The sequence below is a fragment of the Gallaecimonas aegicerasi genome (genome assembly GCF_045291545.1).
GTDB lineage: Bacteria > Pseudomonadota > Gammaproteobacteria > Enterobacterales > Gallaecimonadaceae > Gallaecimonas.
Genome location: NZ_CP149514.1, coordinates 456,673 through 483,084, shown reverse-complemented (window position 1 = coordinate 483,084; position 26,412 = coordinate 456,673). Strand labels below are relative to the sequence as shown.

The 26,412-nt window shown below is 56.2% G+C and carries 27 protein-coding genes and 1 pseudogene; 14 read left to right on the top strand and 14 right to left on the bottom strand.

Features of this window, described 5'->3' with window-relative positions:
- Positions 1 to 32: 32 nt before the first annotated feature.
- A complete protein-coding gene (locus tag WDB70_RS02350) occupies positions 33 to 2,735 on the bottom strand; it encodes an EAL domain-containing protein (RefSeq protein WP_406666231.1) in 2,703 nt (900 codons plus the stop codon).
- A 262-nt stretch (positions 2,736 to 2,997) separates the two neighbouring features.
- Here WDB70_RS02350 and can point away from each other — a divergent pair, with 262 nt between their 5' ends.
- Positions 2,998 to 3,645: a carbonate dehydratase gene (gene can / locus WDB70_RS02345; RefSeq protein ID WP_406666229.1), complete on the top strand. Its 648-nt coding sequence runs from the start codon at positions 2,998 to 3,000 to the stop codon at positions 3,643 to 3,645.
- A gap of 25 nt (positions 3,646 to 3,670) precedes the next feature.
- Here can and hpt read toward each other — a convergent pair whose 3' ends face one another.
- From hpt to mpl, 3 genes are read right to left on the bottom strand one after another with little or no spacing between them, the layout of a single operon-like run.
- Positions 3,671 to 4,204 carry a hypoxanthine phosphoribosyltransferase gene (hpt, locus tag WDB70_RS02340; RefSeq protein WP_406666227.1) on the bottom strand — a complete coding sequence of 178 codons (534 nt, stop codon included), beginning with the start codon at positions 4,202 to 4,204 and terminating at the stop codon, positions 3,671 to 3,673.
- A 20-nt stretch (positions 4,205 to 4,224) separates the two neighbouring features.
- Positions 4,225 to 4,842 carry a flavin prenyltransferase UbiX gene (locus WDB70_RS02335; protein ID WP_406666225.1) on the bottom strand — a complete coding sequence of 206 codons (618 nt, stop codon included), beginning with the start codon at positions 4,840 to 4,842 and terminating at the stop codon, positions 4,225 to 4,227.
- The gene (gene mpl / locus WDB70_RS02330; protein WP_406666222.1) at positions 4,835 to 6,187 is read right to left on the bottom strand and encodes a UDP-N-acetylmuramate:L-alanyl-gamma-D-glutamyl-meso-diaminopimelate ligase; all 1,353 of its coding nucleotides are present in this window, start codon (positions 6,185 to 6,187) and stop codon (positions 4,835 to 4,837) included. Before mpl ends, WDB70_RS02335 begins: the two co-directional genes overlap by 8 nt.
- Before the next feature lie 134 nt (positions 6,188 to 6,321).
- Between mpl and WDB70_RS02325 the strand changes: the two genes are divergently transcribed.
- A complete protein-coding gene (locus WDB70_RS02325) occupies positions 6,322 to 7,296 on the top strand; it encodes a class 1 fructose-bisphosphatase (RefSeq protein WP_406666220.1) in 975 nt (324 codons plus the stop codon).
- 61 nt (positions 7,297 to 7,357) lie between these two features.
- The gene (ppa, locus tag WDB70_RS02320) at positions 7,358 to 7,888 is read left to right on the top strand and encodes an inorganic diphosphatase (protein WP_406666218.1); all 531 of its coding nucleotides are present in this window, start codon (positions 7,358 to 7,360) and stop codon (positions 7,886 to 7,888) included.
- Positions 7,889 to 7,929: 41 nt separating this feature from the next.
- Here ppa and yfaE read toward each other — a convergent pair whose 3' ends face one another.
- A complete protein-coding gene (yfaE, locus tag WDB70_RS02315; RefSeq protein WP_406666216.1) occupies positions 7,930 to 8,229 on the bottom strand; it encodes a class I ribonucleotide reductase maintenance protein YfaE in 300 nt (99 codons plus the stop codon).
- 31 nt (positions 8,230 to 8,260) lie between these two features.
- A complete protein-coding gene (locus WDB70_RS02310) occupies positions 8,261 to 9,997 on the bottom strand; it encodes a M24 family metallopeptidase (RefSeq protein WP_406666214.1) in 1,737 nt (578 codons plus the stop codon).
- Between the two features lie 149 nt (positions 9,998 to 10,146).
- On the opposite strand from WDB70_RS02310, the gene WDB70_RS02305 reads away from it, so the two are divergent.
- Positions 10,147 to 10,698 carry a YtfJ family protein gene (locus WDB70_RS02305; protein WP_406666212.1) on the top strand — a complete coding sequence of 184 codons (552 nt, stop codon included), beginning with the start codon at positions 10,147 to 10,149 and terminating at the stop codon, positions 10,696 to 10,698.
- Between the two features lie 23 nt (positions 10,699 to 10,721).
- Here the strand turns inward: WDB70_RS02305 and WDB70_RS02300 are convergent, their stop codons facing one another.
- Positions 10,722 to 11,270 (bottom strand): DUF882 domain-containing protein, encoded by a 549-nt coding sequence (locus tag WDB70_RS02300; RefSeq protein ID WP_406666210.1) that lies wholly within the window; start codon positions 11,268 to 11,270, stop codon positions 10,722 to 10,724.
- A 77-nt stretch (positions 11,271 to 11,347) separates the two neighbouring features.
- Complete coding sequence (locus WDB70_RS02295; RefSeq protein WP_406666208.1) at positions 11,348 to 12,445, bottom strand: L,D-transpeptidase family protein; 1,098 nt, start codon at positions 12,443 to 12,445, stop codon at positions 11,348 to 11,350.
- A 99-nt stretch (positions 12,446 to 12,544) separates the two neighbouring features.
- Between WDB70_RS02295 and WDB70_RS02290 the strand changes: the two genes are divergently transcribed.
- Positions 12,545 to 13,351, top strand: a complete 807-nt coding sequence (locus WDB70_RS02290) for a TIGR03899 family protein (RefSeq protein WP_406666206.1) — start codon at positions 12,545 to 12,547, stop codon at positions 13,349 to 13,351.
- Positions 13,352 to 13,531: 180 nt separating this feature from the next.
- Positions 13,532 to 14,227 (top strand): GAF domain-containing protein, encoded by a 696-nt coding sequence (locus WDB70_RS02285; RefSeq protein ID WP_406666204.1) that lies wholly within the window; start codon positions 13,532 to 13,534, stop codon positions 14,225 to 14,227.
- A gap of 25 nt (positions 14,228 to 14,252) precedes the next feature.
- Here the strand turns inward: WDB70_RS02285 and WDB70_RS02280 are convergent, their stop codons facing one another.
- Entirely contained in the window at positions 14,253 to 15,005 is a 753-nt protein-coding gene (locus WDB70_RS02280) for a TIGR04219 family outer membrane beta-barrel protein (RefSeq protein ID WP_406666202.1), read from the bottom strand.
- A gap of 92 nt (positions 15,006 to 15,097) precedes the next feature.
- On the bottom strand, positions 15,098 to 16,039 hold the full coding sequence (locus tag WDB70_RS02275) for a DUF2333 family protein (protein WP_406666200.1): 942 nt from the start codon (positions 16,037 to 16,039) through the stop codon (positions 15,098 to 15,100).
- A 129-nt stretch (positions 16,040 to 16,168) separates the two neighbouring features.
- Here WDB70_RS02275 and WDB70_RS02270 point away from each other — a divergent pair, with 129 nt between their 5' ends.
- Positions 16,169 to 16,912 carry an enoyl-CoA hydratase-related protein gene (locus WDB70_RS02270; RefSeq protein ID WP_406666199.1) on the top strand — a complete coding sequence of 248 codons (744 nt, stop codon included), beginning with the start codon at positions 16,169 to 16,171 and terminating at the stop codon, positions 16,910 to 16,912.
- Here the strand turns inward: WDB70_RS02270 and WDB70_RS02265 are convergent.
- From WDB70_RS02265 to dusA, 4 genes are all read right to left on the bottom strand, one after another.
- Positions 16,899 to 17,219, bottom strand: coding sequence for a hypothetical protein (locus WDB70_RS02265; RefSeq protein WP_406666197.1), 321 nt, complete (start codon positions 17,217 to 17,219; stop codon positions 16,899 to 16,901). The genes WDB70_RS02270 and WDB70_RS02265 overlap by 14 nt on opposite strands.
- Entirely contained in the window at positions 17,201 to 17,416 is a 216-nt protein-coding gene (locus tag WDB70_RS02260; protein ID WP_406666195.1) for a PspC domain-containing protein, read from the bottom strand. Before WDB70_RS02260 ends, WDB70_RS02265 begins: the two co-directional genes overlap by 19 nt.
- Before the next feature lie 93 nt (positions 17,417 to 17,509).
- Positions 17,510 to 17,794 (bottom strand): hypothetical protein, encoded by a 285-nt coding sequence (locus WDB70_RS02255; protein ID WP_406666193.1) that lies wholly within the window; start codon positions 17,792 to 17,794, stop codon positions 17,510 to 17,512.
- A gap of 177 nt (positions 17,795 to 17,971) precedes the next feature.
- Positions 17,972 to 19,009, bottom strand: a complete 1,038-nt coding sequence (gene dusA, locus WDB70_RS02250; RefSeq protein WP_406666191.1) for a tRNA dihydrouridine(20/20a) synthase DusA — start codon at positions 19,007 to 19,009, stop codon at positions 17,972 to 17,974.
- Positions 19,010 to 19,092: 83 nt separating this feature from the next.
- Between dusA and WDB70_RS02245 the strand changes: the two genes are divergently transcribed.
- The 7 genes and pseudogenes from WDB70_RS02245 to WDB70_RS02215 all read left to right on the top strand — a co-directional run bounded on the left by WDB70_RS02245 (position 19,093) and on the right by WDB70_RS02215 (position 26,340).
- Positions 19,093 to 19,224, top strand: a complete 132-nt coding sequence (locus WDB70_RS02245) for a hypothetical protein (RefSeq protein ID WP_406666189.1) — start codon at positions 19,093 to 19,095, stop codon at positions 19,222 to 19,224.
- Positions 19,205 to 19,529: pseudogene (locus WDB70_RS02240) on the top strand (IS3 family transposase); the annotation flags it as partial. The gene WDB70_RS02245 and the pseudogene WDB70_RS02240, both read left to right, overlap by 20 nt.
- A gap of 65 nt (positions 19,530 to 19,594) precedes the next feature.
- The gene (locus WDB70_RS02235; RefSeq protein WP_406666187.1) at positions 19,595 to 20,479 is read left to right on the top strand and encodes a LysR family transcriptional regulator; all 885 of its coding nucleotides are present in this window, start codon (positions 19,595 to 19,597) and stop codon (positions 20,477 to 20,479) included.
- Positions 20,480 to 20,562: 83 nt separating this feature from the next.
- Positions 20,563 to 21,408, top strand: a complete 846-nt coding sequence (locus tag WDB70_RS02230) for an MBL fold metallo-hydrolase (RefSeq protein WP_406666185.1) — start codon at positions 20,563 to 20,565, stop codon at positions 21,406 to 21,408.
- Positions 21,409 to 21,587: 179 nt separating this feature from the next.
- On the top strand, positions 21,588 to 22,559 hold the full coding sequence (locus WDB70_RS02225) for an HlyD family secretion protein (RefSeq protein ID WP_406666183.1): 972 nt from the start codon (positions 21,588 to 21,590) through the stop codon (positions 22,557 to 22,559).
- Positions 22,556 to 25,231: a ribosome-associated ATPase/putative transporter RbbA gene (gene rbbA / locus WDB70_RS02220; protein WP_406666181.1), complete on the top strand. Its 2,676-nt coding sequence runs from the start codon at positions 22,556 to 22,558 to the stop codon at positions 25,229 to 25,231. The genes WDB70_RS02225 and rbbA overlap by 4 nt, the downstream gene beginning before the upstream one ends.
- Entirely contained in the window at positions 25,228 to 26,340 is a 1,113-nt protein-coding gene (locus tag WDB70_RS02215; RefSeq protein WP_406666179.1) for an ABC transporter permease, read from the top strand. Before rbbA ends, WDB70_RS02215 begins: the two co-directional genes overlap by 4 nt.
- Positions 26,341 to 26,412: the final 72 nt, after the last annotated feature.

Genomic DNA, 26,412 nt, shown 5'->3' with positions numbered 1-26,412 from the left:
AGCGATCGGCACCGGCAAAAGCCAGCCGCGGTTCAGTGCGCGGCGAATGCGTCGCTGCGCACCGTTACCGATTTAAACAGCAAGGCTTCCGCTTCATTGGCCGGAATAGGCTTGGCAAACAGGTAGCCTTGCGCCATGTCGACACCTTCGTCACGCAGTACCGCTAGTTGTTCTGCGGTCTCAACCCCTTCGGCAATCACTTTCAGACTAAGGCTATGGGCCATCTGCACAATGGCGCGAATCAACGGCCGGGCCTGGCTGTTGTCACTGCGCAGGCCATGAACAAAGCTTTGGTCAATTTTCAGGTTGTCGACATCAAAGCGCTTGAGATAACTGAGACTGGAGTAGCCGGTACCAAAGTCGTCAATAGACAGGTGTATTCCCAACTTCTTCAAGCCCTGCACCGCTTCCAGACAGACGCTGATGTTTTCCATCATCAGGCTTTCGGTCAACTCCAGCTCCAGGTTTTGCGGCCTGACGCCGGTTTTTTCCAACAAATGGGCCAGCTGCGGTACAAAATTCGGCTGCACCAGCTGGCGAATGGACAGGTTCACCGCCATCACTCCGCTAAAACCCTGCTGCTGCCAGGCTGCCAGTTGCCGGCAAGCGGTTTCCAATACCCAGTCGCCGAGACTGATAATAAGCCCGGTTTCTTCCGCCAGCGGAATGAAGCGGCCCGGCGATACCTGGCCCAGTAGCGGGCTGCGCCAGCGGATCAAGGCTTCTACACCTGCCACATTACCCGTTTTGACATCCATCAGCGGCTGGTAATGCAGCTGTAATTGTTCAGTGCCAATGGCATCTTTCAGGGCGGTTTCCATGACCAGGCGGTCATTAATATCCTGGTCCATGTGGCGGTCAAAGAAACTGTAAGTGCTACGGCCGCTGTCTTTGGCATGGTATAGCGCGGTGTCGGCTTTGCGTAAGAGCTGGGCACTGCTGTCACCGTCTTCCGGGTAACAAGCCACCCCGATAGAGGTACTGATCCACAACCGGTGGCCGTCTATCTGAAAAGGCGCACTCATGGCATGCAAAATACGGTCAATGATGTGCTGCACTTCGTGGCTTTTTTCAATATGCGGCAACAATATCAGGAACTCATCGCCACCCTGACGGCACAAGGTGTCACTCTCACGCAATAGCGGTTTCAAGCGGCTGACGACCGCCTTGAGCAGTTCATCACCAATGTGGTGGCCAAGGCTGTCATTGATGGCCTTGAAGCGGTCAAGGTCCAGATACAGCAAAGCCAGACTGTGGTCATCACGTTTGGCCTGCATTAGCGCCTGATCGGCGCGGTCCACCAGCAAGGTTCGGTTCGGTAGCTCCGTCAACGCATCGTGGTAAGCCAGAAAGGCAATACGCGCTTCGGCCGCCTTGCGTTCGGTCAGATCAGAGAACACGGCGATATAATTGCTGGCCTGGTGGTCATCATCCTGCAAGCGGGTGATGGTCAGCCACTGCGGATACAGCTCGCCACTTTTGCGTTTGTTCCAGATCTCACCCTGCCAGTGGCCATCCTGTTCGATAGTGGCCCACATCTGCCGGTAGTACCGTTCATCGTGCTGACCCGAGCTGAGTAACCGGGGCGTTTTGCCCAAGGCGTCCTCGGCCTGATAGCCGGTAATGGTGGTAAAGGCCTGGTTGACGGTGAGGATGTGCTTGTTGGCATCGGTGATCATCACCCCGTCAAAGCTGGATTTCACTACCTCAGCCAATAGCTTCAGCTCCTGCTCACGCTGCAATCGCTCGCCAATATCCTTACAGGACAACAGTAGAAACCGTTTGCCTCGTTCTTCAAAAATACAGCCGGAGGCTTCACTTTCGATAACCCGCCCGTAGCGATCAAGAAACTGTACCCGCTGGTTCTGTACCACGTTGTGTTGCAGACGGGCGACAAAAGCCTGACGCAGCTTGATATCCCCCCAGATCCCCAGATCTTCGGTGGTTTTGCCTATGGCCTCGGCTTTTTTCCAGCCGGTGATGCGCTCCCAGTTATCGTTTACATCCACCAGTTTGCCGTCTGCCAGGCGGGTCAGCGAAACAATATCCGGCATCATGTTAAAGACCCGCATGAACAATGTGCGCTGTTCCTGGGTATCGGCATGGGCGGCCTGCAGCCGGGCATCAGCCTGCTCCTCGGCATCAAGCATACGATTCAGCCAGTTGGCCAGCTGCCCCATTTCACTGGCGGTGTGTAGGCAAGCCCGGATCTGACGGTCACCGGCAGCCCGTTTACGCATCACCGATAACACATGCTCCACCGGCCCCACCACAAAATGCAGGACACCCAGATAGAAAAAGACAATGGTGATAAGGCCAATGCCCAGCGTCAGCGTCGCCAGGCGCTTAAAGTGCACCAGCCAATGCCCCGAAGCACTCGGATACCAGGCGAGCAGGTAACCACCCGGCGCCGGTACCGCCATGACCCGCTGCTTGCCGATATCTTGGCCTGTACCCAAGGTGGTGAGCTGCTTGTCTGGTTGCTGCTGCTGTTGGCCGGTTTTTACCAGAGGCTTAAGGCTGTTATCGGTAAGCCAAAGGCTATTGGCATGGAGCTGCTGGCGTAGTTTGCTTAGGGTGTTGGCTGAGTATTGTGAGGTCAGTAACTGGCCGGCCAGTGCGGTTTGCTGTTGTTGATTTTGCCAGGTGCTATCCATGTCAGCTTTGGCTTCAAGCCAAATGGCGCTGCCGCCGCCAACAGTCACTGCCAGCAACAGCAGCAGCAACATCTGCATTTTTAGACTCTTAAACAGGCTCGGTGGAGTCATCAGACATCCCTGTGGTTACATACCCTGGGTACAGCATCACGCCAGATAGATAACATGGTAATTATCAATAACCTTGACTAGTTCAGCTTGCATTAGTTCATGCTCAGGTGTCAAAGGTTGTCTGGTGAGCAGTAATTAATCACAAAGTGTAATGTGCTACTGACTGCTCCGCTTTGTTATCACGGCCCTGGCGGGTACACTGGCCATCTCCTGTTGTTAGGATGTCCTGATGAAAGATCCTAAAACCCTGCTGGCCAATAACCGCCAGTGGGCGCACCGCCTTCGCAATAACGATCCTGTCTTTTTTGAACGTCTGGCTGAGCGCCAGAATCCCCATTTGTTGTGGATTGGTTGTGCAGACTCACGGGTGCCGGCAGAACAGCTGACCGGCCTGCTGCCCGGTGAGCTGTTTGTGCACCGTAATGTCGCGAATCAGGTACTGACTACCGATGTGAACTGCCAGGCCGTCATCGACTTTGCCGTTGGCGCCCTGAAAATCAGCCACATTATTGTGTGTGGCCACTATGGCTGTGGCGGTGTCATTGCCGCCTTGCAAGGCGGCGCTGAAGGCAGCCTCGGACAATGGCTGCTGGACCTCAAAGAAGTGGCCGAACGCCATAACTCACTACTCGAAGGCTTGAGCTTTGATGAACAGGCGAACCGTCTGTGTGAACTGAATGTGCTCGAAGCGGTGTGCCGGGTGGCCCGCTCACCGGCCGTGCAAAAAGCCTGGAGTGCCGGCCAGCAGCTGTCAGTACATGGCTGGATTTACGGCGTTGCCGATGGCGAACTGCAGGAGCTGGGGCTGACGGTGGAAAACCAGGACGACATAGTACCGGCCCGCGACAAAGTGTTATCCAGCTATTTCAGTGAATAAAAAAGCCGCCATCAGGCGGCATTTTTTATTCTTCTTCCGGCACCACCACCGCAATGTAAGGCAGGTTCCTGTAGCGCTGGGCCCAGTCAATGCCATAACCCACCACAAACTGGTCGGGAATGGAAAAACCGATAAAGTCCACATCCACATTCACTTCCCGGCGCGATGGCTTATCCAGCAAGGTACAAAGACGAATACTGCGAGGGTCACGGGTGGCCAGCAGCTTCACGACCTTGGACAAGGTGTTGCCGGTATCAATGATGTCTTCCACGATAAGGATATGACGGCCTTCAATGTCTTCATCGAGATCTTTGAGAATCCGCACATCACGGCTGGACGACATGTTATTGCCGTAACTGGACACGGTCATGAAATCAAACTGGCTGGGCAGCTGCAGCTCCCGGGCCAAATCCGCCAGAAACACCACCGAGCCACGCAATAGCCCTACCAGTAACACTGACTGCCCTTCGCCATAGTGCTGCTCGATATCCCTGGCCATCTCGGCCACACGCGCTTTGATGTCGGCTTCGCTTATCAGCGTATCCAAATGGTGTTTCATAGCCTTCTCCAATAAGGTCTTCAGTTATTACTCGGCCCGTAGCCCCAGCGTGGTACCAGTTGCTGTTCAATGCCCAGGTGGTCAAGCAGCCGCGCCACCATAAAATCCACCAGGTCGTCCACAGACGCCGGCTCGTGATAAAAGCCCGGTGCCGCCGGCATCACCACCACTCCCAGACGGGCCAGGGTCAGCATGTTTTCCAGGTGAATGGCCGACAGCGGCGATTCCCGAGGCACAATGATCAGTTTGCCCTGTTCCTTGAGTACCACATCGGCAGCCCGTTCAATCAAGTTATCAGAAGCGCCGTGAGCAATGGCCGACAAGGTACCGGTCGAACAGGGACACACCACCATCAGCCGCGGGGCTGCTGAACCGGAGGCCACCGGTGAAAACCAGTCGTCTTTGCCATACACCCGCAGCTGCCCTTCCTGGGCCTGAAAGTGCTCAGTCAAAAACGCTTCGGCAGCAGCCGGAGCACTGGGAATTTTCAACGGCGTTTCAGTGGCCAGTACGACCTTGGCGGCAGAGGAAATCAGCAGGTGCAGCTGCCAGCCGGCAGCCAGCACCGCTTCCGCCAAACGCAGTGCATAAGGCGCACCGGAAGCACCGGTAATGGCCAGCGTCAAAGCCTTAGTCATGTTGTTTCTCCAGGGCGTCGAGCAGCTTCTGGTGAATACCACCAAAGCCACCATTGCTCATGACCAAAATGGTATCGCCAGGGCGGGCACTACTGACCACCTGCTTCACCAACTGCGCAATGCTGTCACTGTACTGCGCCGGGATCGCGGAGCTGGCACAGAGGTCGCGAATGGACCACTGCAACCCCTGAGGCTCAAACCAGAATACGGCATCAGCATGGGCAACCGACTGATTCAGCCGCTGGGCATGGACACCGGATTTCATGGTATTGGAACGCGGCTCCAGCACCGCCAAGATCCGGGCGCCGCCAACCTTGCGGCGCAGGCCATCGATGGTAGTGGCAATGGCGGTCGGGTGATGGGCGAAATCATCATAGACCTGCACCCCACCAGCCTCGCCTTTACACTCCAGCCGCCTAGCCACATTACGAAATTCGCGCAAGGCAGCAACACCGGCGCTTAGTGGCACACCGGCGTGGCGCGCTGCCGCCAGGGCTGCCAAGGCGTTATGGACATTGTGCAGGCCAATCAGTGGCCAGCACAGTTCATAACGTTCATCACCACAGCGCACCACGATATCGCTGCCATCGCTGCTAAGCAGCTCGGCATCGATGTCGGCGCCAATGCTCAGTGTCGGCGTCCAGCAGCCGGCCGCCAGGGTGTCGGCTACGTTACTATCATTGGCCGGCACAATAACCAGCCCCTGCTCCGGCACCATGCGCAGCAAGTGATTGAACTGGCGTTGGATGGCAGCCAAGTCAGGGAAAATATCGGCGTGATCAAACTCCAGGTTGTTGATCACCAGCGTGCGCGGCCGGTAGTGCACGAACTTGGAGCGTTTATCGAAAAAAGCAGTATCGTATTCGTCGGCTTCGACCACAAAAAACGGCGCATCACCCAAGCGGGCTGACAACCCGAAATTGGCCGGCACGCCGCCTACCAGAAAGCCCGGTTTGAGCCCGGCGTATTCCAGTATCCAGGTTAACATGGCGGTGGTAGTGGTTTTACCGTGGGTGCCGCTGATAGCCAGTACCCAGCGGTCCTTAAGAATATGCTCGTACAGCCATTGTGGCCCGGAAACATAGCGCAGGCCCTGGTTCAGCACCGCTTCAACACAGGGGTTACCACGGCTCATGGCATTACCGATCACCACCAGATCAGGCGCTGGCTCAAGCTGGGCCGGATCATAGCCTTCGGTGAGGGTGATACCGGCTTCAGCTAGCTGCGTACTCATCGGCGGATAGACATTTTCGTCACTGCCACTGACGGTATAACCCATCTCCCGGGCCAGTATCGCCAGACCGCCCATAAAGGTGCCGCAAATACCAAGAATATGGATGTGCATGGTGTGCCATTAACAATACAAACTGGCCGCTAGTGTACCAGTGATCACCGCCGGGGGAAGCCCAGTGGCCGGCTGTCAGTGCCTGACGAAATCGTTTATCATGGCGCCGCCTGTATTCTGACCGAGAAACTGCCATGCAACGTCTGGTTACTGCCCTGCGCCAGGACGGCGTCGATAAAGATCTGATCCACCTGGTCAACGTACTGGGTGCCGCCTGTAAAGAAATCAACTTTCGCCTGCATCAGGGCGCCTTGGCTGGCGTACTGGGGTCCACCCAGGACGAAAACGTGCAAGGCGAAGTGCAGAAAAAACTGGACGTCATTGCCAATACCTTGCTCAAAGACTTGCTGCTGCAAAGCGGCCTAGTACGCGCCCTGGCCTCCGAAGAAGAAGACGATATTGTCGAAGGCCCGGCCGAAGGGCGCTTTTTGGTGGCTTTCGACCCGCTGGACGGTTCTTCCAACATCGACATTAACGCCATGGTTGGTACCATTTTTTCCGTCTATGAAGTGCAAGGTAATGGCCCGGTATCAGCCGAGAGTTTCCTGCGCCCCGGGCGCGAGCAGGTGGCTGCCGGCTACGTGGTTTACGGCCCGGCGACGCTGATGGCCCTGACCACCGGTCAGGGCGTAAAAATGTTCACCCTCGATCAGACCATTGGCGAATACCTGATGACGGTACCGTCCGTTACCATTGCCGATGACACGCAGGAGTTTGCCATCAATATGTCCAACCAGCGGCACTGGGCCAAGCCCATGCAGGACTACATAGATGACTTACTCAAAGGCACAGAAGGGCCTCGTGGCAAGAACTTCAACATGCGTTGGGTGGCTGCCATGGTGGCAGATGTGCACCGCATTCTTTGCCGCGGCGGCATTTTCAGTTACCCCTGGGATCGCCGGGCGCCGGAAAAAGCCGGTAAGCTGCGCTTGATGTATGAAGCTAACCCCATGGCGCTGCTGGTAGAACAAGCCGGTGGCGCTGCCGGTACTGGCCTTGAGCGCATCCTCGACATACAGCCGGAACAGATCCACCAGCGTGTGCCGGTAGTATTGGGGGCGCGTAATGAAGTGTTAACGGTGGAACAGTACTACCGTCACGAACGCTAGTCAGTGACAGCGGGGCCGGTATAATAGCGCCCATCCCCACTTTGACGTAAAAGGACAAGTCATGAGTCTGAACAAGGTTCCTGCCGGTAAAAACGTACCGGACGAAATTAATGTCATCATCGAGATCCCGGCTAACGCCAGCCCGATCAAATACGAAGTGGACAAGGACAGCGGCGCGATCTTCGTTGATCGTTTCATGTCTACGCCGATGTTCTACCCCTGTAACTACGGCTACGTGAACGACACCCTGAGCCTGGACGGCGATCCGGTTGACGTACTGGTACCCACGCCCTACCCGCTGATCCCGGGTTCCGTCGTGCGCTGCCGCCCTGTCGGCGTGCTGAAAATGACCGACGAGTCCGGTGAAGATGCCAAAGTGGTCGCAGTACCGGTATCCAAGCTGACCAAGATGTACGATGACGTACACGATGTCACAGACCTGCCAGAACTGCTGAAAAGCCAGATCACCCACTTCTTCGAGCGCTACAAAGAGCTTGAGCCGGGTAAATGGGTGAAAGTCGAAGGCTGGGCTGACGCCGCTGCCGCCAAGGAAGAAATTGTCTCTTCCCTGGCCCGTGCCGAAAAAGCCTAAGTCGCTTCGGATATCAAAAACCCGCCTGCTGGCGGGTTTTTTTATGCCTTCTTGCGGTGCAGGTAATCGGCTTCCAGTTCCACTACTTCGCTGTCAGCCAGGGTGCAGCAGGTCAGTACTTCACCTTCATTGATGTAGGCAATGGGCGACTCCAGATAGCGCACCGCACCACTTTTCAGGCGCATCCTGCAGGAGCCGCAAAACCCTGAACGGCACTGGTACTCCACGTTAATACCGCGCAGCAACAGCTGATCGAGGATCGGCATGTCAGGGGCAGCGGGGATAATATGCTCCCCTACCACCAGGATTTTATTGCCGTCGTCTGCCATGGCATCTGTCATGAATGAGTCTGGCCGGCACTATACCGCAAAGTCACAAAGGCGCGCAGACCTCACGGAGCCATTCGCCGGTATTGTCGTCAACCCGTGGGCCAATATGCGCCAGTACCTGCTGGTGGTACTGGTTCCACCATTGCCGTTCGCCGTCATCGAGCAGGCTTAAATCCAGCAACCGCCGGTCCATCGGAATGAAGGTCAGGTTATCGAAGCCATAAACGCTGCGGTCACCTTCGGCGTCACGTTCACGCACCACCACCAGGTTTTCAATGCGAATGCCAAAAGCCCCTTCGCGGTAGTACCCCGGCTCGTTGGACAACACCATGCCAGGTAACAATGGTTGACTGTTAGCTCGTTTACTGATGCCTTGCGGCCCTTCATGCACACTCAGGCAGTGGCCGACACCATGGCCGGTGCCGTGATCGAAGTCATAGCCCTCGGCCCACAGTGGCGCCCGTGCCAGTACATCCAGCTGGTGACCGGTTGTACCTTTGACAAACTTGGCTTTGGCCAGGGCAATATGCCCTTTTAGCACCAGAGTAAAGAGCCGGCGCTGTTCGTCAGTCGGCTCACCAATAGCGACCGTACGGGTTACATCTGTCGTACCAAAGCGGTATTGGCCACCGGAGTCCACCAGATACAGACCCTGTTCCGGCAGCATCGCCGGCTCGCCATTACGAAAGTTGTAATGGGGCAGCGCCGCATTGGCGCCGGCCGCAGAGATCGTGTCAAAACTCGGCTCCAGGTAATCAGCCTGGGCCAGCCGGTAACTTTCCAGTTGTTGCGCCAATTCCGCCTCATCCCGACGCTGGCCGCTACTGCACAGGGCGTCCAGCCAGTACAAAAATTCACATACGGCAGCGCCATCACGCAGGTGCGCCTCAGCCATGCCGTCCAGTTCGGCAGTATTTTTGGCGGCTTTGAGCACCAGTGTCGGCTCCTGGCCAGGCACCACCGTTGCGCCAGACTGGGTTAACTGTTGGCTAAAACGCGCTGGCGTCAGCGCTTCATCCAGCCACACACGTTGCCCGCTCAATGCAGCCAGTTCGCTGTCAAGCTGGCTATGTTCGAGGATCTGCACGGCATCACCGAGGTTGGCATCGGCCGGTAAGCGCTCAGGATCACAAAACAGCTTCAACTGACCATCGGCCCCCAGCAGGGCTCGCATCAGCATGACCGGCAAGCGCGGTACATCGCTGCCACGCAGGTTGGTCAGCCAAGCTACGCTGTCGGCCTGGGTCAGTAATGCCCAGTCAGCCTTGGCAGCAAAGCGGGCGGCAACGGCCTGGCGTTTATCGACACAAGACTGGCCGGTAAGCACCTCCGGCAACACAAACCCATGACCTTGCGGCAAGGCGGGCCGGTTATCCCACAGAGCGTCGACAAGATTGTCACGGTCAACAAAAGTGACATGCGGCGCCGCCTGCTGCCAGTGTGCTAACTGACGCGCACTGACGCAGCCGCTATCGAGGCCAAGACGAAAGCCGTCAGCCTGAGTGGCCAGAAAATCAGCCAGGGGTTCTTCCACCAGATGATGTACCTGGGTGCCAGTTGGCACCTGAGTACGCACTTGCACGGTGTAGCGGCCATCCACCCAGACATGCAAACCGTTGCGAGTAACCAAAGCCTGGCCGGCAGAGCCGGTAAAGCCAGTAACAAACGCCAGCCGCTCATTGGCTGCCGGCAGGTATTCACCTAAATAGTCATCTTCGTGAGGGATCAGCCAGGCATCCAAATCGCCCAGTTGCTGCTGTAAAGCACTGATAATGCTCATCCGTACTCCTTATCTCGTTTGGCGGCGCGCTAATAACGTGACATTGCGCGCTTTTATGCACAGATTTTCAAGCCCTGTGCGCCCTGATGCCTGACAAGCCAGATAAGTTACTGCACAATGGTCCGACGTCTTAACAAGGAGTAGTACCTATGCGTTTTCTCACTGGAGCCTTGTTGCTACTGGCTCTGCCGGTGCTGGCTCACAACATTACCCCGTCAGCCCCACTGCCCGCAGTCACCGTCAAGGACGATGGCGCCATCATTCTTAAAGACAAAAAATTCCATTATGCTCCCTTTAACAGCAGCAGCCTGACCGGCAAGGTTCGGGTGATCCAGCACTTTGCTGGCCGCACCAGCGCCAAAGCGATTAACCAGCCGCTGATTGATGCCATCAAGGCCGCGCACCTGCCGGAAGACAAGTACCAGACAGTAACCATTATCAATGTCGATGATGCCATCTGGGGTACCGGGCCTTTTGTGCGTAGCTCAGCCAAAAATGCCAAGAAAAAATACCCCTGGTCAGAGATCGTGCTTGATGAAGACGGCGTGGTTCGCAAGGCCTGGGAGCTGACGCCGGACAGCAGCGCCATCATCGTTGTGGACCCCGCCGGTAAGGTGCAATTTGTCCATGACGGCAAGCTCAGCAAGGCGCAGATAGCGCAGGTGATGACCCTGGTCAAAGGGCTTATTGCCAAGGAATAAAAAAAGCGCCGCAAGGCGCTTTTTTATCCTCCCCAGCGCCTGACCGGGCCGGTGTCAATATGGATGAAGTTGTCGCGCGGGTAATACCCGACACCACCGGCTTTTAGTGTCAGTGCGGCCCGGTGTGCCTGGGCCAGCTGCACCCCCGGTAAACGGATGTCGATAGCCCGCCCCAGAGTATGATAAGAGTGGGTAGCCACGTTGTGACCGGCACGCTTCAAGGCGGCATTGGTAGCCGGCGAGCGGTAACCGGAAATCACCTCAATGGTGTCATCAAAACCCAACAGCCGACTGAGCCGGCTGAGCTGATCAAACAATGCCGGGTCCATCTGTGTCACGTCACCACTGCGGTGGTCTTTAAGGACTTCATTGAAGTTTTGCAGGGTACTAGGCAAATAAGATCCATCTTGCCAGTAAATGCCTTTTTGGCGCTCCCCGGTATGCAAATTACGAAAGCTCAATTCCCGGCGGTGCCCGGTACTGGCAAAGGCTTTCAGCGGTACTGCGGTTGCTACTGCCAACGTTGCAGCACCTAACAAAAACTGACGTCTTGAGAATGTTCCAGCCGCCACCCAGCCTCCTGTTACATAGAATTTTGGATACTAAAGCGCTTATTGGCTAGAAATCATACCGAAAAGACCGGTTATGGTCAATTTTTAACCACTTCCAGTGAGTTAGATGAGGAGTTGGTCACATTATAAAGGTCGTCGCGCAGCTGTAGCTGGCCACGTTCATCAACCCAGGCGGTCCAATACACCAGCGCTATTGGCAGTGGTGTATCCAGCTCCAGGCGAAGCTGACGGCCTTCAAACAGCGCCAATTGCCAGTCGCCACGCCCACCCAGCAGAGCACTCGCCAATTCCAATGCCAACTCCACGCGCACACAACCGGAGCTATAGGCCCGTACCGGCTGGCTGAACAGCTGGGGCTGATTGGTATCATGCAAAAAAATGGCCTGACGGTTAGGCATCACAAATTTGATTTGCCCCAGCGCATTGGCTGCTCCTGACTGCTGCCGTAACCGCCAGTCAGCCGGCCAGGGTTTGGGCAGCTCGGCTGGCGTCGGAATGATCTCTGTGGCGGCGCCATAACCCACCACAATCTCCAGCCGATGCTGCTGCAAATACGCCGGGCCCAGCCAGCGCAGCCGTGGCAGATAGTCCTTGCGAAAAATACTGTAGGGCACATTCCAGAACGGGTTCAATTCCACGGCGGTGATGGCACTGTGCAATTGTGGCGTGGGCCGCGACGGTTTGCCTACCACCACTCGCGAACGCAGCCGTACACGATCATCACTGAGCCATAGCAGGGTAAAGGCCGGGATATTAACCACTAATTGCTCCGCAGCCGGATGAAACTGCGCCATGCGCGACAACGTTTGCTGCACCTGCAACAGTCGTTGTGCCGGTGGCACCGCCAAAGCGGCGTGGGTATCAACTCCCACTACGCCATCGGCCGGCAAACCATGGCGCCGCTGAAAAATGCGCACAGCCTGCTGCAACCGGGCGTCAAAAAGGTCACTGGCAGGCCCTTGCAGATCGCCGGTGCGTATCAGCAACTGCGCCAGAGCCAATACAACCGGGCCTTGGTCACCGCGCCGCAGCGTATTGGCAAGTAGCACAGGCCAGGGCTGCTCTGCCAGCATATCCAGACGCACCGCTTCACGGGCCAACGCCTGGCGCTGCTCACTCAACCAACTGGCCTGAACCGGCAAGGCACAGAGCAGCAGCAAATACCACTTCACCATCGCACACCTCCTTAGCAGAGTATGGACAGCTGGTGAGCGACAGTCATAGCAATTTGCGCTAGGCTGGAGCTTTCCTTATCAGGCAGGCATTGACAGGCAATGGAAAAGAAAGGGGCGGTAGAGCGCATGGGTTACAGCCCGCAAGACCGGCTGCGCCAGCTCTGTAAAGAACAGGGGCTCGAAGGCGCCCTGCATGCCGGTGATATCGGTGAGCCCCTTGACCGGGCCAGACGCCGTGCCGCCGTGATGGTGGCCCGCCGGCAGCGTAACCTGGAAACCATTATCCACAAGGCCTTGGTGCAATCTGATGATGGCACGGCTGTCGATGAAATTGACAATGACTGGTTCTATCACTTCAGCCGTCTGGCCGAAAATACCAGTAGCAGCCGGATGCAAGGCCTGTGGGCCACCATTTTACTTCGGGAGTTACAGCAGGCAGGCAGCTTTTCCCGACGCTCGCTGGAAACCCTGGAAAAGCTCTCTGTTAAGGAAACACAAACCTTCGCCAAAGCCGTCAATATGGCCCTCAAGGTTGGCCAGGAATACCGGCTGGTGATCGGCTTTTACCGCCGCCATACTCTCGGTGGCAGCCAGACCCGGCTACTGCCGCTGGGACAGTTTGGCCTGCACTATTCGGCCCTGGCCAGCCTGATGGATATTGGCCTGCTACAAACCTCCGAGCTGGTAAGTGCGGATCTGCGCCAAAGTCCTGTTGCCTTCAGCATGGGTGGGCGCCAGGGCACACTGACCGGCCATCGTCGGCGGGTTCATTTGACTTACTACCGGTTCAGTACCATTGGCGATGAACTGGCCCGGCTGATGGTTGCCGAACCCGACAGTAAATTTGAAAATGAATTCACCCGCCTGGCAGAAGGAGAGCTGACCCTGAGCTGGCAGAGTGGCTAAAGCCCTATTTGCAACCCCGCCGTGAGGGATGAACAGCCCTTTGGCAAAAGCCACCAGGGCTTGCTCAATACCCTACTGAACAGAGTTATCACTCATGCTTTTTTGTTCTGAGGCAGCCATTGTGTCCGTTCCATCCCAGCAGTAAACTAGCAACCTCATTTAGCCATCCGGATGCCCAAAATGACACCTGCACGTTATGCTGAACTGGCCCAACTGCCCCTGACTCTAGAGGCCATGCATCAGGCTGATGTTACCTGCCGGCAACTCAGTGCCCTGGCACCGCTGGCGCCAGCCAGCGAGCTGGCACATTACTGTTTTGTGGTGCCGGAGCTGGGGGAAGGCGGTGCTTGCTCACTGTTTGGCCAGCTGGCAGAGCAGCCTTATGACTTGCGGCCTATTCTGGGTGGCCAGAAGCCGGCAAACGACGCATTGCTGGCCGATCTCAATGCCGCCGTGGCTTTTCTCAGCGAACAAAACGGCGTTGACTGGCTGGGGATCTATCGGGTTGCAGTCAACCCTGATGGTGAGCAGGTGCTGGTGAAACTGGCCTACCGGGGAGCCCCGTCACGAGCCGAGTTTCCGCTCACTGCGGCCTTCGCGCAGGTGTCTAACAACGCCACAGTGGGTCGCAGTGGCCATGGCCGGCTGATTAACTCCGTACCGGCTTATGTGGCTGGCGGTGGTGAGTATTACACTTGCGATCCGCAGGTGGCTGCAGAGCTCTGTATTCCGCTTTATCACCCTGATGGCACTGTGTTGGGGATCATCGATGCTGAAGCGTTTCAGGAGAACTTTTTCGACGCCCGGCAGCTCGGTGCCGTAGTCGGCCTGGCCTTATGGGCCAGTGCCCGACTGAGTATAAAAAAAGCCGCCTGATGGCGGCTTTTTTCTTGATAAGAGCTTAGAAATGCATGGTAACGTTGGCAAAAGCGCCGTCCAGCTTGACGTTGCCTTCAAAGCTACCAATGTCCTTGAGCTTCAGATCCAGCCGGCGATAGCCAAACTGCAAGCCCACATCAACTGGCCCGGTAATGTCGAAATCGTAGCCAACAAAAGCACGGTAGTCCGCCAGGCGGTTGCCACTGTAGGCCACGCCATTACCTTGGGCACCCACATATAAACCGGTCATGGGTAAGTCGACCCGGCCATTGAGATACAGCATTGGCACCCAGTCATTGACATTTTCCTGGCCACGACCCAACTGGTCGTTAGACAGCGCCAGATGACCATTAAGGCGACGGCCGGTGAGGCCAACGTCAAAGTCACCACCGGTATCCCACAGCTCATAATAGAGGGTGACGTCGGTCATCTTGATAGCGATATCCGTATTGACGCTGACACCGCTGGGGTAAGTAATACCGTCATAACGAACAGACTGGTTGATCTGGCCACTGCCCTGTTCATTAACATTGGCATAAGCCAACCGTATGTTCGGCAGCACCGGCAAGGGGTGCTCCAGATTAACGTACCACTGGGTCAGATCAGCATGCTTGAGGCCCAGATCGTTTTTCACACTGACCTGTTCTTTCAGCAGGTCCCCGGAGAAGCTGTTCTGCCACTGGCCAATACCCGCATAGATACCAACTGTGTCAGCCGCTGCCGGCCCAGCCAGTACACCCGCCAGCAACGCCAGTGCCGTGATATTCTTCTTCATATTTTTAGACTCCCTGAAAACAGCTCATGCTAAGCCTAGTGTGGCAACTGGCACAGAGCAAGACGCCACAACCAGGAAAACAAAATGACAGATCAGCCTTTGTCCAGCAGCTCCTGCAAATCCACCAGTGCTGCGTTGGCCCGGCTGATGTAATTGGCCATCACCAGTGAATGGTTAGCAACCAGGCCAAAGCCCGAGCCATTTAGGATCATCGGGCTCCATACGGTTTGCTGCGTGGATTCCAAATCGCGGATGATCTGGCGCAGGCTCACCATGGCATGTTTGTTTTTCAGTATTGGCCCAAAGTCCACTTCCACCGCTTTGAGTACATGCAGCAATGCCCAGCTATAGCCACGGGCTTCATAGAAAACATCATCTAGCTGCCACCAGGAAGTGGTAATTTCTGTTTTCTGACCCTCATCCAGACTTTCCTGGCCAACCGAGGCTGCCAGCCGCTGGCTGTAACTGCCAAGGCGCTTTTCAACCAACCGCAGCAACTCCCGCAGATTGTCGGCACGGCCATAAAACTCGGCTTTGTCAGGGCCAGTGGCACTGAGCCGCTTGCGATAGGCCAGCAGATGCTTGATAGCCGCCCGGTACTCTGCTTCCGCCCGTGGCATCGCCCAGGAGCGGCGGTCTACGTTAAATTCCGGCTGCGCTTCTTTGAGGTCGGGATCTTCACTGGACTGAGACTGCGAGCGTGACAACTCATTGCGCATTACCAAGGTGGTATCACGGAGCATCTCCAGGGCCCCGAATTCCCAGGCGGGCATGTTGTCCAGAAACACCGAAGGCGGTAATACATCGTTAGACAAGAAGCCACCCGGCTTGTCGAGCAGCGTGTCACCGATGTGGATCACTGTTGTGGTTAATGTCGCGCCTTCAACGTCAGGTTCACCGGCTTTGGCAAGGGACGCCTTGGTTACCGCCTGAACGTCAAAGCGTTCCGGCTCCACCGACCAATACACGCCCAGCAGGTAGCCCGCCACCACCAGACCCAGCAGGCTCCATGTGATGATCTTGCCTCGACTCATATCTTCTCCTCAGTCTTCATGTGGCCGGGCTGCCGCTTTATGCTGATACTGCGGCAGCCACGCCGATACTTGAGTTACTGGTATTACCAGTCTAACGTACTGGGTCACAAGCTGATACAGGAATCCACCATGATCGATTTCGTTCGTACAGACACTGACGATGCGGTACGGGTTATCACCCTCACCCGTACCGACAAGAAAAACGCGCTGACCCAAGCCATGTATAGCGCCCTAACCGAAGCATTACAGCAGGCCAGCGCCGATGATGCGATCCGGGCGGTCTTGCTGCAAGGCGACGAAAACGTCTTTTGTGCCGGTAATGACCTTCAGGACTTTCTGAGCCTTTCAGAAATAGGCCCCGACAGCCCCATTCTGCGTTTTCTGATGACGCTGTTGCACTTTGAAAAACCGTTACTGGCTGCCGTAGCAGGCCCCGCCGTGGGCATTGGTACCACCGTACTGCTGCACTGTGACTGGGTTGTCGCCCATGACAATGCCCGTTTTCAGTTGCCTTTTGTGGCTTTGGGGCTATGTGCCGAGGCTGGCTCCTCTGCCCTGTTGGCCCGGCGTGTTGGCCAAGCCAATGCCAATGAATGGCTACTGACTGGCCGCCCTTACAACGCCGAACAGGCACTGAGCCAGGGGCTGATCAACAAGACCGTTAGCCAGGATGTCTGCGCCGCAGGGCTAAAACAGGCCAAAACCATCGCCAGCCTGCCCTGTAAAGCCGTGATGACCACCAAGGCTTTGATCCGCAAGCCCTATCTGGCCGAGGCTGAGCAGGCTATTCATGAAGAAGCGGCGCAATTTGTCCAATTGCTAAAAGGTGACGAATGCAAAGCCGCGATCAGCGCCTTTTTTAACCAGCGCTAGAACGGTTTGGCCGCACCAGCAACCAGATGATGACAATGGGCAGCCAGATGGGCAGTGCCGCAAAGGCCAGGCCCAGAAACAGGCTGCCAAAAATGAACACCAGCAATAGCACAACACCCAACAAGGTGCCGCCCACCGCCAGTAACGCGGCGGCCACGCCAAGGACGGCAAACAGCAAACCTTTAGGGCTATGCAACAAGTTGTCGCCATCAATATAAATGCCGTAATGCTGGTGGCCAGTTACCGCCGCCAGCACCCAGGTCAAGGCCAGCGTCACCAGTAAGGCAATCAGGATTTTCTTCGCCATTCGCCCTCCAGATAGGGTTTGACCGGCAGTAGTACAACCGCAATCAGATACAGTATTACGGTGGTCAGTGGCGAAATCAGCAGCGCCACAACCGCGGCTAACCGCACCCAGGCTTTATCGAGACCAATAATCGGCGCCAACCCGGCGCAGACACCAAACAGCAAATTGTCACGAGTATCCCGATACCACTTACGCATGTTCGCCTCCCAACAAGGTGATAGCGGCGCCACCGATTAAAACCACCACCGGCGGCACCAGCCAGTACAAAAACAGGGTTGCCAAGCTAACCATCACGGCTTGTCCGCAGGGGCCGCTTTCGCGGCTTCAGCAGCCGGCTTGGCAACATCCTGTGGGGCCGACTTTTGCGACGCGTCCAGCTGCTGTGCAAGAGCATTGGTCAGGGCAGTGAACTGTGCATTCAGTTCATCACTGACGCTTTGTTCAATACGTTCCAGGATCTGAGTACTTTGTTCAGCCACTGCATCAGACAATGCAGTGGACAGACTTTCTTCGCCATGGCTAGGTGCAGACATCATCACAGCACCGGCCAGAAGCGTTGCAGTTAAGGCTTTCATGGCCTGCTCCTTGTGAGTGGTTAAGTTCACAGGAACTGTTTCAAAGGCCGTGCCAACACTCAAAAAACAAGCAAGGCATTGTTTTTATTAGCATTTAAAAAAAGGAATAAAAAAGGCGACCCCAAAAGGGGACACCTGTGAGCATTTGCGCCACAAAATATGGCGAAATTAACCAACTTATTCCGAGTGGCGCTCGGTTAATGCCAGAGCCGCCAATACAACCTCAATGCCCGCTCCAGTTTTGTGGGCATTTTCGGATAAATAACGACGCCAGCGGCGCCCTCCTGTCTGGCCGTTAAAAAGCCCCAGCATATGGCGGGTAATGTGATTGAGCCGAGCCCCAGCCGCCAGTTCACGCTCAATGTATGGCAGCATGGCTTCGACTACCGCCCTACGGCTGGGTTGATGCAGCACGCTACCATAGAGTGCAGCATCAACATCCGCCAACAGATAAGGGTTTTGGTAGGCTTCACGCCCGACCATCACCGAGTCCAGCTGTTGCAGGTGTTGCTGCATCTGCTCCAGGGTTTTAATGCCGCCATTAATGCCTATATGCAAATGCGAAAAGTCTTTTTTCAGCTGGTAAACGCGGGGGTAATCCAGTGGCGGGATCTCGCGATTTTCCTTCGGGCTCAGGCCACTGAGCCAGGCTTTACGCGCATGCACAATGAACGTATCACAGCCGGCTGCAGACACCTCAGTCACAAAGTCACACAAGAAGGCATAGCTGTCCTGCTCATCGATGCCGATCCGGGTTTTGACGGTTACCGGTATGGAGACCACATCCTTCATGGCTTTGACGCAGTCCGCCACCAGGGTGGGCTCGACCATCAAGCAGGCGCCGAAGCGGCCGTTCTGCACCCGGTCGGAGGGGCAACCGACGTTGATATTCACCTCATCAAAGCCCCGTTCCTCGGCCAGCTTGGCGCAATGCGCCATCTGCGCCGGATCCGAGCCGCCTAACTGTAACGCCAGCGGCTGCTCCTCAGTACTGAACGCCAGATAGTCACCTTTGCCATGAATAATGGCGCCGGTGGTCACCATCTCGGTATAGAGCAGGGCATGGCGGCTCAGCTGCCGGGCAAACACCCGGTAGTGGCGGTCAGTCCAATCCAGCATGGGAGCAACGGAGAAACGCCGAGACCACTCAAGGTTTGGCAAAGCTTGGTTTTGCTGGGTTTCGCCTTGTTTTTCAGTGTTCTGTTCTCTAGCCATTCTTAACCGTTTTCAAGCAATTTTGGGGGATGGACTGTCCCATATCTACCCCTAGGATATGGGACAGGTACTAAGGAGGTGGCATGGCAGGCTTCACTATTGAAAAGCGCAAAAACAGCAAGGGTGAGTTCCGTTACCGCTGCACTGTCAGGGCCCACCAGGGTAGCCAAGTAGTGTACCGCGAATCGCGCACCTTTGGCAGTTTGGCGGCGTAAGGCGATGATCCACTCAGACCAGGGTAGCCAGTGCAGCGGCGGCGACTGGCAGAGCTTCCTAAACGCCAATCACTTGCTTGGCAGCATGAGTCGACGTGGCAACTGCAATGACAACGCTGTAGCGGAAAGCTTTTTCCAGTTGCTGAAGAGGGCAAGGATTAGGCGGCAGAAGGCAGGCTGCTCGCGCTGATGAGTTTGACTACATCGAGATGTTTTACAACCCAAAACGCTGGCATGGTTTCAACAACCAGCTGTCACCGGTAGAGTTTGAGAAGCGACATTTACTGAGCCTGGAAAGTGTCTAGGAAATCCGGGGCCATTCAAGCGACGCTACTGATACAGTATGAGCTCTCTTCTATGGAACAGTGCAATGGAATTACGGCACCTGCGTTATTTTCTAGCAGTAGCAAAACAGGGCAGCATTCGCCAGGCGGCGGCTCAGCTTTGCATTACCCAGCCTGCCGTCTCAAAACAAATCAAAGAGCTGGAGGGCGAGCTCAGGCTCAGCCTGTTTGAGCGAACGGCTGGCGGCATGGTGCTAACTGCCGCCGGGCGTTATTACCAACAACAGTGCACGGCCATACTGGCTGAACTGGACAGCGTCAATAGCCACCTACAACAGTTAGCCAACGGTGTAGTAGGCTCTTTGGCACTGGGTTTTGTCGACGTTACCGCTTGGCAGGGGGCAGTACCCGAAGCTCTGCAGCGTTTTAGCCAACATCACCCGGATGTGGCATTGACGCTGCAAAGCAACAATACCCCGGAGTTACTTGGTAAACTGCAGGAACGGCAGCTCGATGGCGCCTTTGTTTACTGTTTTGCAGCACTGCCAGAGACACTGGCCAGCGTTACCCTCAGTCAGGATGAATTACTACTGGCCTACCCGACCAGCTGGCCCCAGCCGCCCAAACCGGGGATGACGATTACCCAGCTCAATACCCTGCCCTTTATCAGCTTTCCCCGTAATGCCTATCCGGCCTACCACGACTGGTTACTACAGGCTTATACCCAACTGGGGCTTAACCCAACCCTGCGCCAACTTGCCCAGACAGAAAATGCCATGCTCAGTCTGGTTAGCGCCGGCGTGGGAGTAGCTATCGTCAACGCCCGCCACAAGGCGAGGCCAACCCCTGGTGTTGGCTATACCTCACTGGATGCACTGAAACTGACCCTGCCACTGAGCTTCGTTTACCCGCGGGGAGCCGCTAACCCTGCACTGCCGCTGTTTATCTCTGAACTGAAAAGTGATAACTAAAAGTTATCACAGGGCGACAATGAATCAATTTATCCTCGTGCGGAGGAAGCCTAGACTGTGGTCACTAACCAGTCAGAGCAATAATGATGTTTGAACCCCGATTTACTGTTGGCAAAGCGTGTATCAGCAGGGTCACAGAAACCTGCTTTGAACTCAGCCGAGAGCAGCTTTACCCTGACCATACGACAATACCGACATGCCAGTTTGAGATCAGCATTCACAGCTGGTTATTGCAGGTAGACGGCTTGAACATCCTCATTGATACCGGTATTGGCAACCATAAAGAGCGACCCTTCAGTGCCCTCTTCCACCGCTTGCATAATCCCTATCTGGAGCGCCTGCAGGCGGCGCAAGTGACAACACACGACATCGACTATGTGTTATTGACACATCTGCATACAGACCATCTCGGCTGGAACACTGTACTGCAAGACGGCATCTGGCAGCCCACCTTCCCCAATGCCCGCTATCTGGTACCTGAGCAGGATTTGGCTTTTTTCTTCAGCGCTGCCGGGCACAGCCGTCGGCAATTGTTTGACGACAGCATTCTCCCGCTGATACTGACTAATCAGCTGCAGGTTGTGCCTGCCGCCGGTGCGCAAGTGCTGCCCGGCATCCACTTCATACCTAGTCCGGGGCATTGTGCCGGGCACATGACCATTGCCCTAGAAAGCCAGGGCGAAACAGCCTATTTCTGCGGCGATATTATGCATAACGCCATCCAGGTAGCCGCGCCAGAGGTCAACTCCGGCTTTTGTGCCAATCCGGCCTTGGCAACCCACACCCGCAAGGCTTTTTTAGCACAAGCGGCCAGCAAACAGGCCCTGGTACTTCCGGCACATTTTCGGGAAAGTTCTGCCGGCCGCATCAGCATCCAAGAAGGTCATTTTCACTGGCATTACGTTCGCCTCGACCACCAACCGCAATAACCAGCCCGCATTTACCACTCATCCGTAAAAACCGCTATGGTCTGTAACCCAGCAGACCAGCGGCCAGCACTGGTGGGCAAAAAGCCCGGAAAAAACTGCACCACTCACCTAATTTTGATATTGAGCAAAGAGGTCTGTCCTCTTTGCCGTTAAAATCAGCCAAAAACCGAGATGACATTATGCGCAAGGGCTTGATTGTGGTGCTGGTGCTGGCCATCGGCGCAGCAGTATGGGTTGGCCAGACGTTACTGGTTGCGAAAATTCCGGATGGCTTTGCCTCTGGCAATGGCCGTATCGAAGCCGCCTCCCTGGATATCGCCAGTAAAAACGGCGGCCGCCTGGTGGCGCTGCTGGTCAATGAAGGCGACTTTGTCACCAAGGGGCAAGTGGTGGCGCAAATGGATACTGACACCCTCAACGCCCAGTTGCGTCAAGCCCAGGCTAAAGAGCGCCAAACCCGTGACAACTACAAAAGCGCCCAGGCCCAGGTGGAGCAAGCCAAGAGTCAGCTGAACCTGGCCCGGCTGCAATATGCGCGAGCCAAGGAGCTATTGCGTAAAAAGCTGATTGCCCGTGCTCAGTTTGATGAAGCGGCATCTGCCTTTGAGGTGGCCAGTGCCGGGCTGACGGCGGCAAATGCTCGGGCCGTTGCCGCGCAGGGGGCTATCGACGAAGCGCAGGCGGGGGTTGACACCCTACAGACACAAATCAACGAAGCTACCCTCAGAGCGCCCCGTGATGGCCGCATTCAGTACAAATTGGCCAACGTGGGTGAGGTACTGGGTGCCGGCGGTAAAGTGCTGAACCTGCTGGATCTGACCGATGTCACCATGTCGATTTTCCTGCCCCAGACCGTTGCCGGCAAGATTGCTCTGGGCGCCGATGCCCGCATTGTTATGGACGCTCTGCCCGACAAACCCATTCCGGCTCACGTCAGCTTTGTTGCCGCACAGGCACAATTCACGCCTAAGCAAGTCGAAACCAGAGACGAGCGGGAAAAGTTGATGTTCCGGGTCAAGGTGCGGATCCCGGTAAGTTTGCTTAAAGAACACATCAAGCAGGTCAAAACCGGCCTGTCCGGGGAAGCCTGGATCAAGCTTGACGCTGACAAACCCTGGCCTGACGACCTTAAAACACCTTTTGCCTCATGAATACCATTGCACTGGATGGTGTAAGCCACCGCTATGGTGACACCGCCGCTCTGCAGGATGTAAGGCTGACGCTGGCAAGAGGCGCCAGCCTTGGCATTATCGGCCCCGACGGCGTGGGCAAATCAACGCTACTGGATATCATTGCCGGTACCAAACAATTACAACAAGGCAAGGTACTGGTGCTCGGTGCCGACATGGCCTCCAGCAAGGCCCGGCGCAACGTCTGCGCCGATATTGCCTATATGCCCCAGGGCCTTGGCAAGAACCTCTACCCAACCTTGTCGGTGTGGGAAAATCTCGACTTTTTTGGCCGCCTGTTCGGCCACAGCCGCCAGGAACGGGCCAGCCGCGCGGAACAACTACTGCATGCCACTCACCTGTGGGCATTTAAAGACCGCCCAGCCGGTAAGCTCTCCGGTGGCATGAAGCAAAAGCTGGGGCTGTGCTGCGCGCTTATCCATGATCCGCAGCTGCTGTTGCTGGACGAACCAACCACCGGCGTGGACCCACTAAGCCGTCGCCAGTTCTGGGCTCTGATGGCCAGCATTCGCCAGGCCCGGCCACAAATGAGCCTGGTGGTGGCGACCGCCTACATGGAAGAGGCCATGCTGCTCGACAGTGTCATGGCGCTGGATGACGGTCGCATTCTCGCCCATGACCGACCCCAGGCTTTGCTGGCACAGACCGGCACAGCAAATCTTGATGCTGCTTTTATGGTGCTTAAGGCCGGAGACAGCGCCAAACCCTTCGAACCTTTGCCGCTGGGCGAAGGCGAACGCCCACTGGCCATCAGCGCCCATAACCTGACCTGCCGCTTTGGTGATTTTACCGCCGTCAGCGATGTCAGCCTGACTATCCGCCAGGGTGAAATTTTTGGTTTTCTCGGCTCTAATGGCTGTGGCAAAACCACGACCATGAAAATGCTCACTGGCTTGCTACCGCCTACCGAAGGCAGCGCCAGTATCTTTGGTGAACCGGTCAGCCAGCATAGCCTGGCCATGCGCGCCAAAGTCGGCTACATGACCCAGTCTTTTTCGCTGTACGCTGAGCTCAGCGTCAGGGCCAACTTGCAGCTGCACGCCAAGCTTTATCAGATCCCGGAGCCGGCACAGCGCATTGCCGACTTGCTGGCACGCTTTTCCCTGGCCAAAGTTGCCGACCAGAATGCCGGCGAACTGCCTCTTGGCATCAAGCAGCGCCTGCAACTGGCCGTTGCCGTACTGCACAGCCCTCGGTTGTTGATCCTCGATGAACCTACCTCCGGGGTGGACCCGCTCGCCCGCGACCAGTTCTGGACCTTATTGCACGAACTGTCGCGCCATGACGGTGTGACAATTTTCATCTCCACCCACTTTATGAATGAAGCAGAGCGCTGCGACCGGATCTCGCTGATGCATGCCGGGCGCATCCTCGCCCAAAACCCGCCGACGCAGTTACTCACAGACAGCGGCGCCAGCAGCCTCGAAGAGGCTTTTATTCATTACCTGCAACAAGCTCAGCCGGCAGCGCCAAGCCAGACCCTGCCGGTGGCCGCGAAAAACGCCCCTCCCCTACGGCCCTCCGCGTTTTCAGCGGGCCGGCTTTGGGCCTATGCCCGGCGCGAAAGCATGGAAATCAAACGCGATCCTATCCGCCTAGCTTTTGCCATGCTGGGCACCGTGCTCCTGATGATTGTGTTTGGCTATGGCATTTCCTTTGATGTGAAGAATTTGCCTTATGCGGTCTTCGATCAGGATCAAAGCCCGCAAAGTCGTGCCCTGGTCGAAGAGTTTCGTGGCTCACGCTATTTTCTTGAGCAGCCACCGATAGTCAGCCAGCGTGAGGCGTTGCGGCGCCTGAAAAGTGGCGAGTTGCGTCTGGTGCTGGCTATTCCACCGGGTTTTGGCCGCGAGCTCCGGGCTGGACGAGCCACCGAGCTGGCGGCCTGGATTGACGGCGCCATGCCCTTTCGCGGCGAAACGGCGCGTAATTACGTGCAAGGGGTGTTTAGTCAGTTTCTCAGTGATCAGGGGCTGGCAACCCAGAGCAATATCAACCTGCAAACCCGCTTTCGCTATAACCAGGACTTTAACAGCGTCAATGCCATGGTGCCGGGGGTCATGATGCTGCTTTTGGCCCTGATCCCGGCGATCCTGACCGCCGTTGGCGTGGTGCGGGAAAAAGAACTGGGTTCGATACTCAACCTCTATGCCACCCCCACCACACGCCTGGAGTTTTTACTGGGTAAACAGCTGCCCTATGTGCTGATCGCCGCACTAAACGCCCTGAGCATGCTGTTGCTGGCCTTGTATCTGTTTCAGGTGCCGGTAACTGGCAGTGTCTTCACGCTGCTGCTGGGCTGTTTACTGTATGTGCTGGCAACGACCGCTTTTGGCTTATTGGTGTCGGCTTTTGTCAAAACCCAGGTGGCCGCCCTGTTTGCGGCAGCAATTTTGTCGATCATGCCGGCGGTTAACTTTTCCGGCCTGATCGTGCCCATGGCGTCTTTGACGGGCCCGGCCAAAGTGATCGGTATGGTGTTCCCCTCGGCCTACTTCAATACCGTCAGTGTCGGGACCTTTGCAAAAGGCCTGGGGTTTTTCGACCTGCTCCCCAATCTGGCGATACTGCTGGCCTTCGGCTTTGCTTTTATCGCCCTGAGCGTACTGGTGATGAAGGAGCAGGAAGCATGAACTGGCGCAATGTCTATGCCCTCGGAGTCAAGGAGCTGTGGAGTGTTTTAAAAGATCCGGTGCTGATGGTACTGATTATCTATATCTTTACGCTGGCCCTGTATTCCGTCAGTAAAGGCGCCAATACCGAGGTCAAAAATGCCTCCATTGCCATTGAAGACATGGACCACAGCGCCCTGTCTCAACGCCTTGACCAGGCTTTTTTACCCCCTTACTTCAAACAGGCCAGGCAACTGGCGCCAGGTGAAGATATCAACACCCTGATGGAACAAGGCAAGGTAACCTTTGTGCTGCAAATTCCACCGCGCTTTGCCGCCGATCTGCGCGCCGGGCACACTGCGGAGCTGGCATTGCAAGTTGACGCGTCGGCCATCAGCCAGGCTGGCTCCGGTGCCAGCTACATTCAGCAGATAGTGCTGCAAACCCTCAGCGAATACTTTGGCCGCGATCTTCCCAGCCGGGTGCATCTGGTTACTCGAGCCTATTTCAACCCCAACCTCGATACCGTCTGGTTTAACGCCATCATGCAGCTGGTCAACAATGTGACTTTGCTGGCGGTGATCCTGACCGGCGCTGCTGTTATTCGCGAGCGTGAACACGGTACCCTGGAACACTTGCTGGTCATGCCGCTGTCAGCCAGTGAAATCATGGCTGCCAAGATCTGGGCCAACGGCCTGGTCATTCTGATCGCCGTGGTGCTGGCTATCTTTACCATGGTCAAAGGCGTGCTGGGGGTCCCCATTGCCAATAGTGCCGTGCCCCTGTTTGTGCTGGGCACCTTGCTCTATCTGGGCTCAGTCACCTCACTGGGTATTTTACTGGCCACCCTGGCGCGCACCATGCCACAGTTCGGCCTACTGGCAATGCCCACCTTTATGGTGATGCAGCTGTTATCCGGCGGCACAACCCCGCTTGATGCCATGCCCGAACTGTTACAGCAGGTGATGCAGCTGGTACCGTCCACCCACTTTGTGGCTATGGCGCAGGCGGTATTGTACCGGGGAGCCGGTATCGACATCGTCTGGCCGCAAATGCTGGCCGTGGTGGCTACCGGGCTGGTGTTCTTCTGGGTGGCTTTTCGGCGCTTTCGAAAAATGGTCAGCAGTTAACACTCACAAAAGCATTGGCGGCTATTCATTTCCCCGTACGGGTCATTACACTGACCTGGTAGTAGTGGAGGT

Coding starts and splice junctions, on each gene's coding strand:
- WDB70_RS02350 (WP_406666231.1), bottom strand. CDS start 2,735: ATGCAGATGTTGCTGCTGCTGTTGCTGGCAGTGACTGTTGGCGGCGGC.
- can (WP_406666229.1), top strand. CDS start 2,998: ATGAAAGATCCTAAAACCCTGCTGGCCAATAACCGCCAGTGGGCGCAC.
- hpt (WP_406666227.1), bottom strand. CDS start 4,204: ATGAAACACCATTTGGATACGCTGATAAGCGAAGCCGACATCAAAGCG.
- WDB70_RS02335 (WP_406666225.1), bottom strand. CDS start 4,842: ATGACTAAGGCTTTGACGCTGGCCATTACCGGTGCTTCCGGTGCGCCT.
- mpl (WP_406666222.1), bottom strand. CDS start 6,187: ATGCACATCCATATTCTTGGTATTTGCGGCACCTTTATGGGCGGTCTG.
- WDB70_RS02325 (WP_406666220.1), top strand. CDS start 6,322: ATGCAACGTCTGGTTACTGCCCTGCGCCAGGACGGCGTCGATAAAGAT.
- ppa (WP_406666218.1), top strand. CDS start 7,358: ATGAGTCTGAACAAGGTTCCTGCCGGTAAAAACGTACCGGACGAAATT.
- yfaE (WP_406666216.1), bottom strand. CDS start 8,229: ATGACAGATGCCATGGCAGACGACGGCAATAAAATCCTGGTGGTAGGG.
- WDB70_RS02310 (WP_406666214.1), bottom strand. CDS start 9,997: ATGAGCATTATCAGTGCTTTACAGCAGCAACTGGGCGATTTGGATGCC.
- WDB70_RS02305 (WP_406666212.1), top strand. CDS start 10,147: ATGCGTTTTCTCACTGGAGCCTTGTTGCTACTGGCTCTGCCGGTGCTG.
- WDB70_RS02295 (WP_406666208.1), bottom strand. CDS start 12,445: ATGGTGAAGTGGTATTTGCTGCTGCTCTGTGCCTTGCCGGTTCAGGCC.
- WDB70_RS02290 (WP_406666206.1), top strand. CDS start 12,545: ATGGAAAAGAAAGGGGCGGTAGAGCGCATGGGTTACAGCCCGCAAGAC.
- WDB70_RS02285 (WP_406666204.1), top strand. CDS start 13,532: ATGACACCTGCACGTTATGCTGAACTGGCCCAACTGCCCCTGACTCTA.
- WDB70_RS02280 (WP_406666202.1), bottom strand. CDS start 15,005: ATGAAGAAGAATATCACGGCACTGGCGTTGCTGGCGGGTGTACTGGCT.
- WDB70_RS02275 (WP_406666200.1), bottom strand. CDS start 16,039: ATGAGTCGAGGCAAGATCATCACATGGAGCCTGCTGGGTCTGGTGGTG.
- WDB70_RS02270 (WP_406666199.1), top strand. CDS start 16,169: ATGATCGATTTCGTTCGTACAGACACTGACGATGCGGTACGGGTTATC.
- WDB70_RS02265 (WP_406666197.1), bottom strand. CDS start 17,219: ATGGCGAAGAAAATCCTGATTGCCTTACTGGTGACGCTGGCCTTGACC.
- WDB70_RS02260 (WP_406666195.1), bottom strand. CDS start 17,416: ATGCGTAAGTGGTATCGGGATACTCGTGACAATTTGCTGTTTGGTGTC.
- WDB70_RS02255 (WP_406666193.1), bottom strand. CDS start 17,794: ATGAAAGCCTTAACTGCAACGCTTCTGGCCGGTGCTGTGATGATGTCT.
- dusA (WP_406666191.1), bottom strand. CDS start 19,009: ATGGCTAGAGAACAGAACACTGAAAAACAAGGCGAAACCCAGCAAAAC.
- WDB70_RS02245 (WP_406666189.1), top strand. CDS start 19,093: ATGGCAGGCTTCACTATTGAAAAGCGCAAAAACAGCAAGGGTGAGTTC.
- WDB70_RS02235 (WP_406666187.1), top strand. CDS start 19,595: ATGGAATTACGGCACCTGCGTTATTTTCTAGCAGTAGCAAAACAGGGC.
- WDB70_RS02230 (WP_406666185.1), top strand. CDS start 20,563: ATGATGTTTGAACCCCGATTTACTGTTGGCAAAGCGTGTATCAGCAGG.
- WDB70_RS02225 (WP_406666183.1), top strand. CDS start 21,588: ATGCGCAAGGGCTTGATTGTGGTGCTGGTGCTGGCCATCGGCGCAGCA.
- rbbA (WP_406666181.1), top strand. CDS start 22,556: ATGAATACCATTGCACTGGATGGTGTAAGCCACCGCTATGGTGACACC.
- WDB70_RS02215 (WP_406666179.1), top strand. CDS start 25,228: ATGAACTGGCGCAATGTCTATGCCCTCGGAGTCAAGGAGCTGTGGAGT.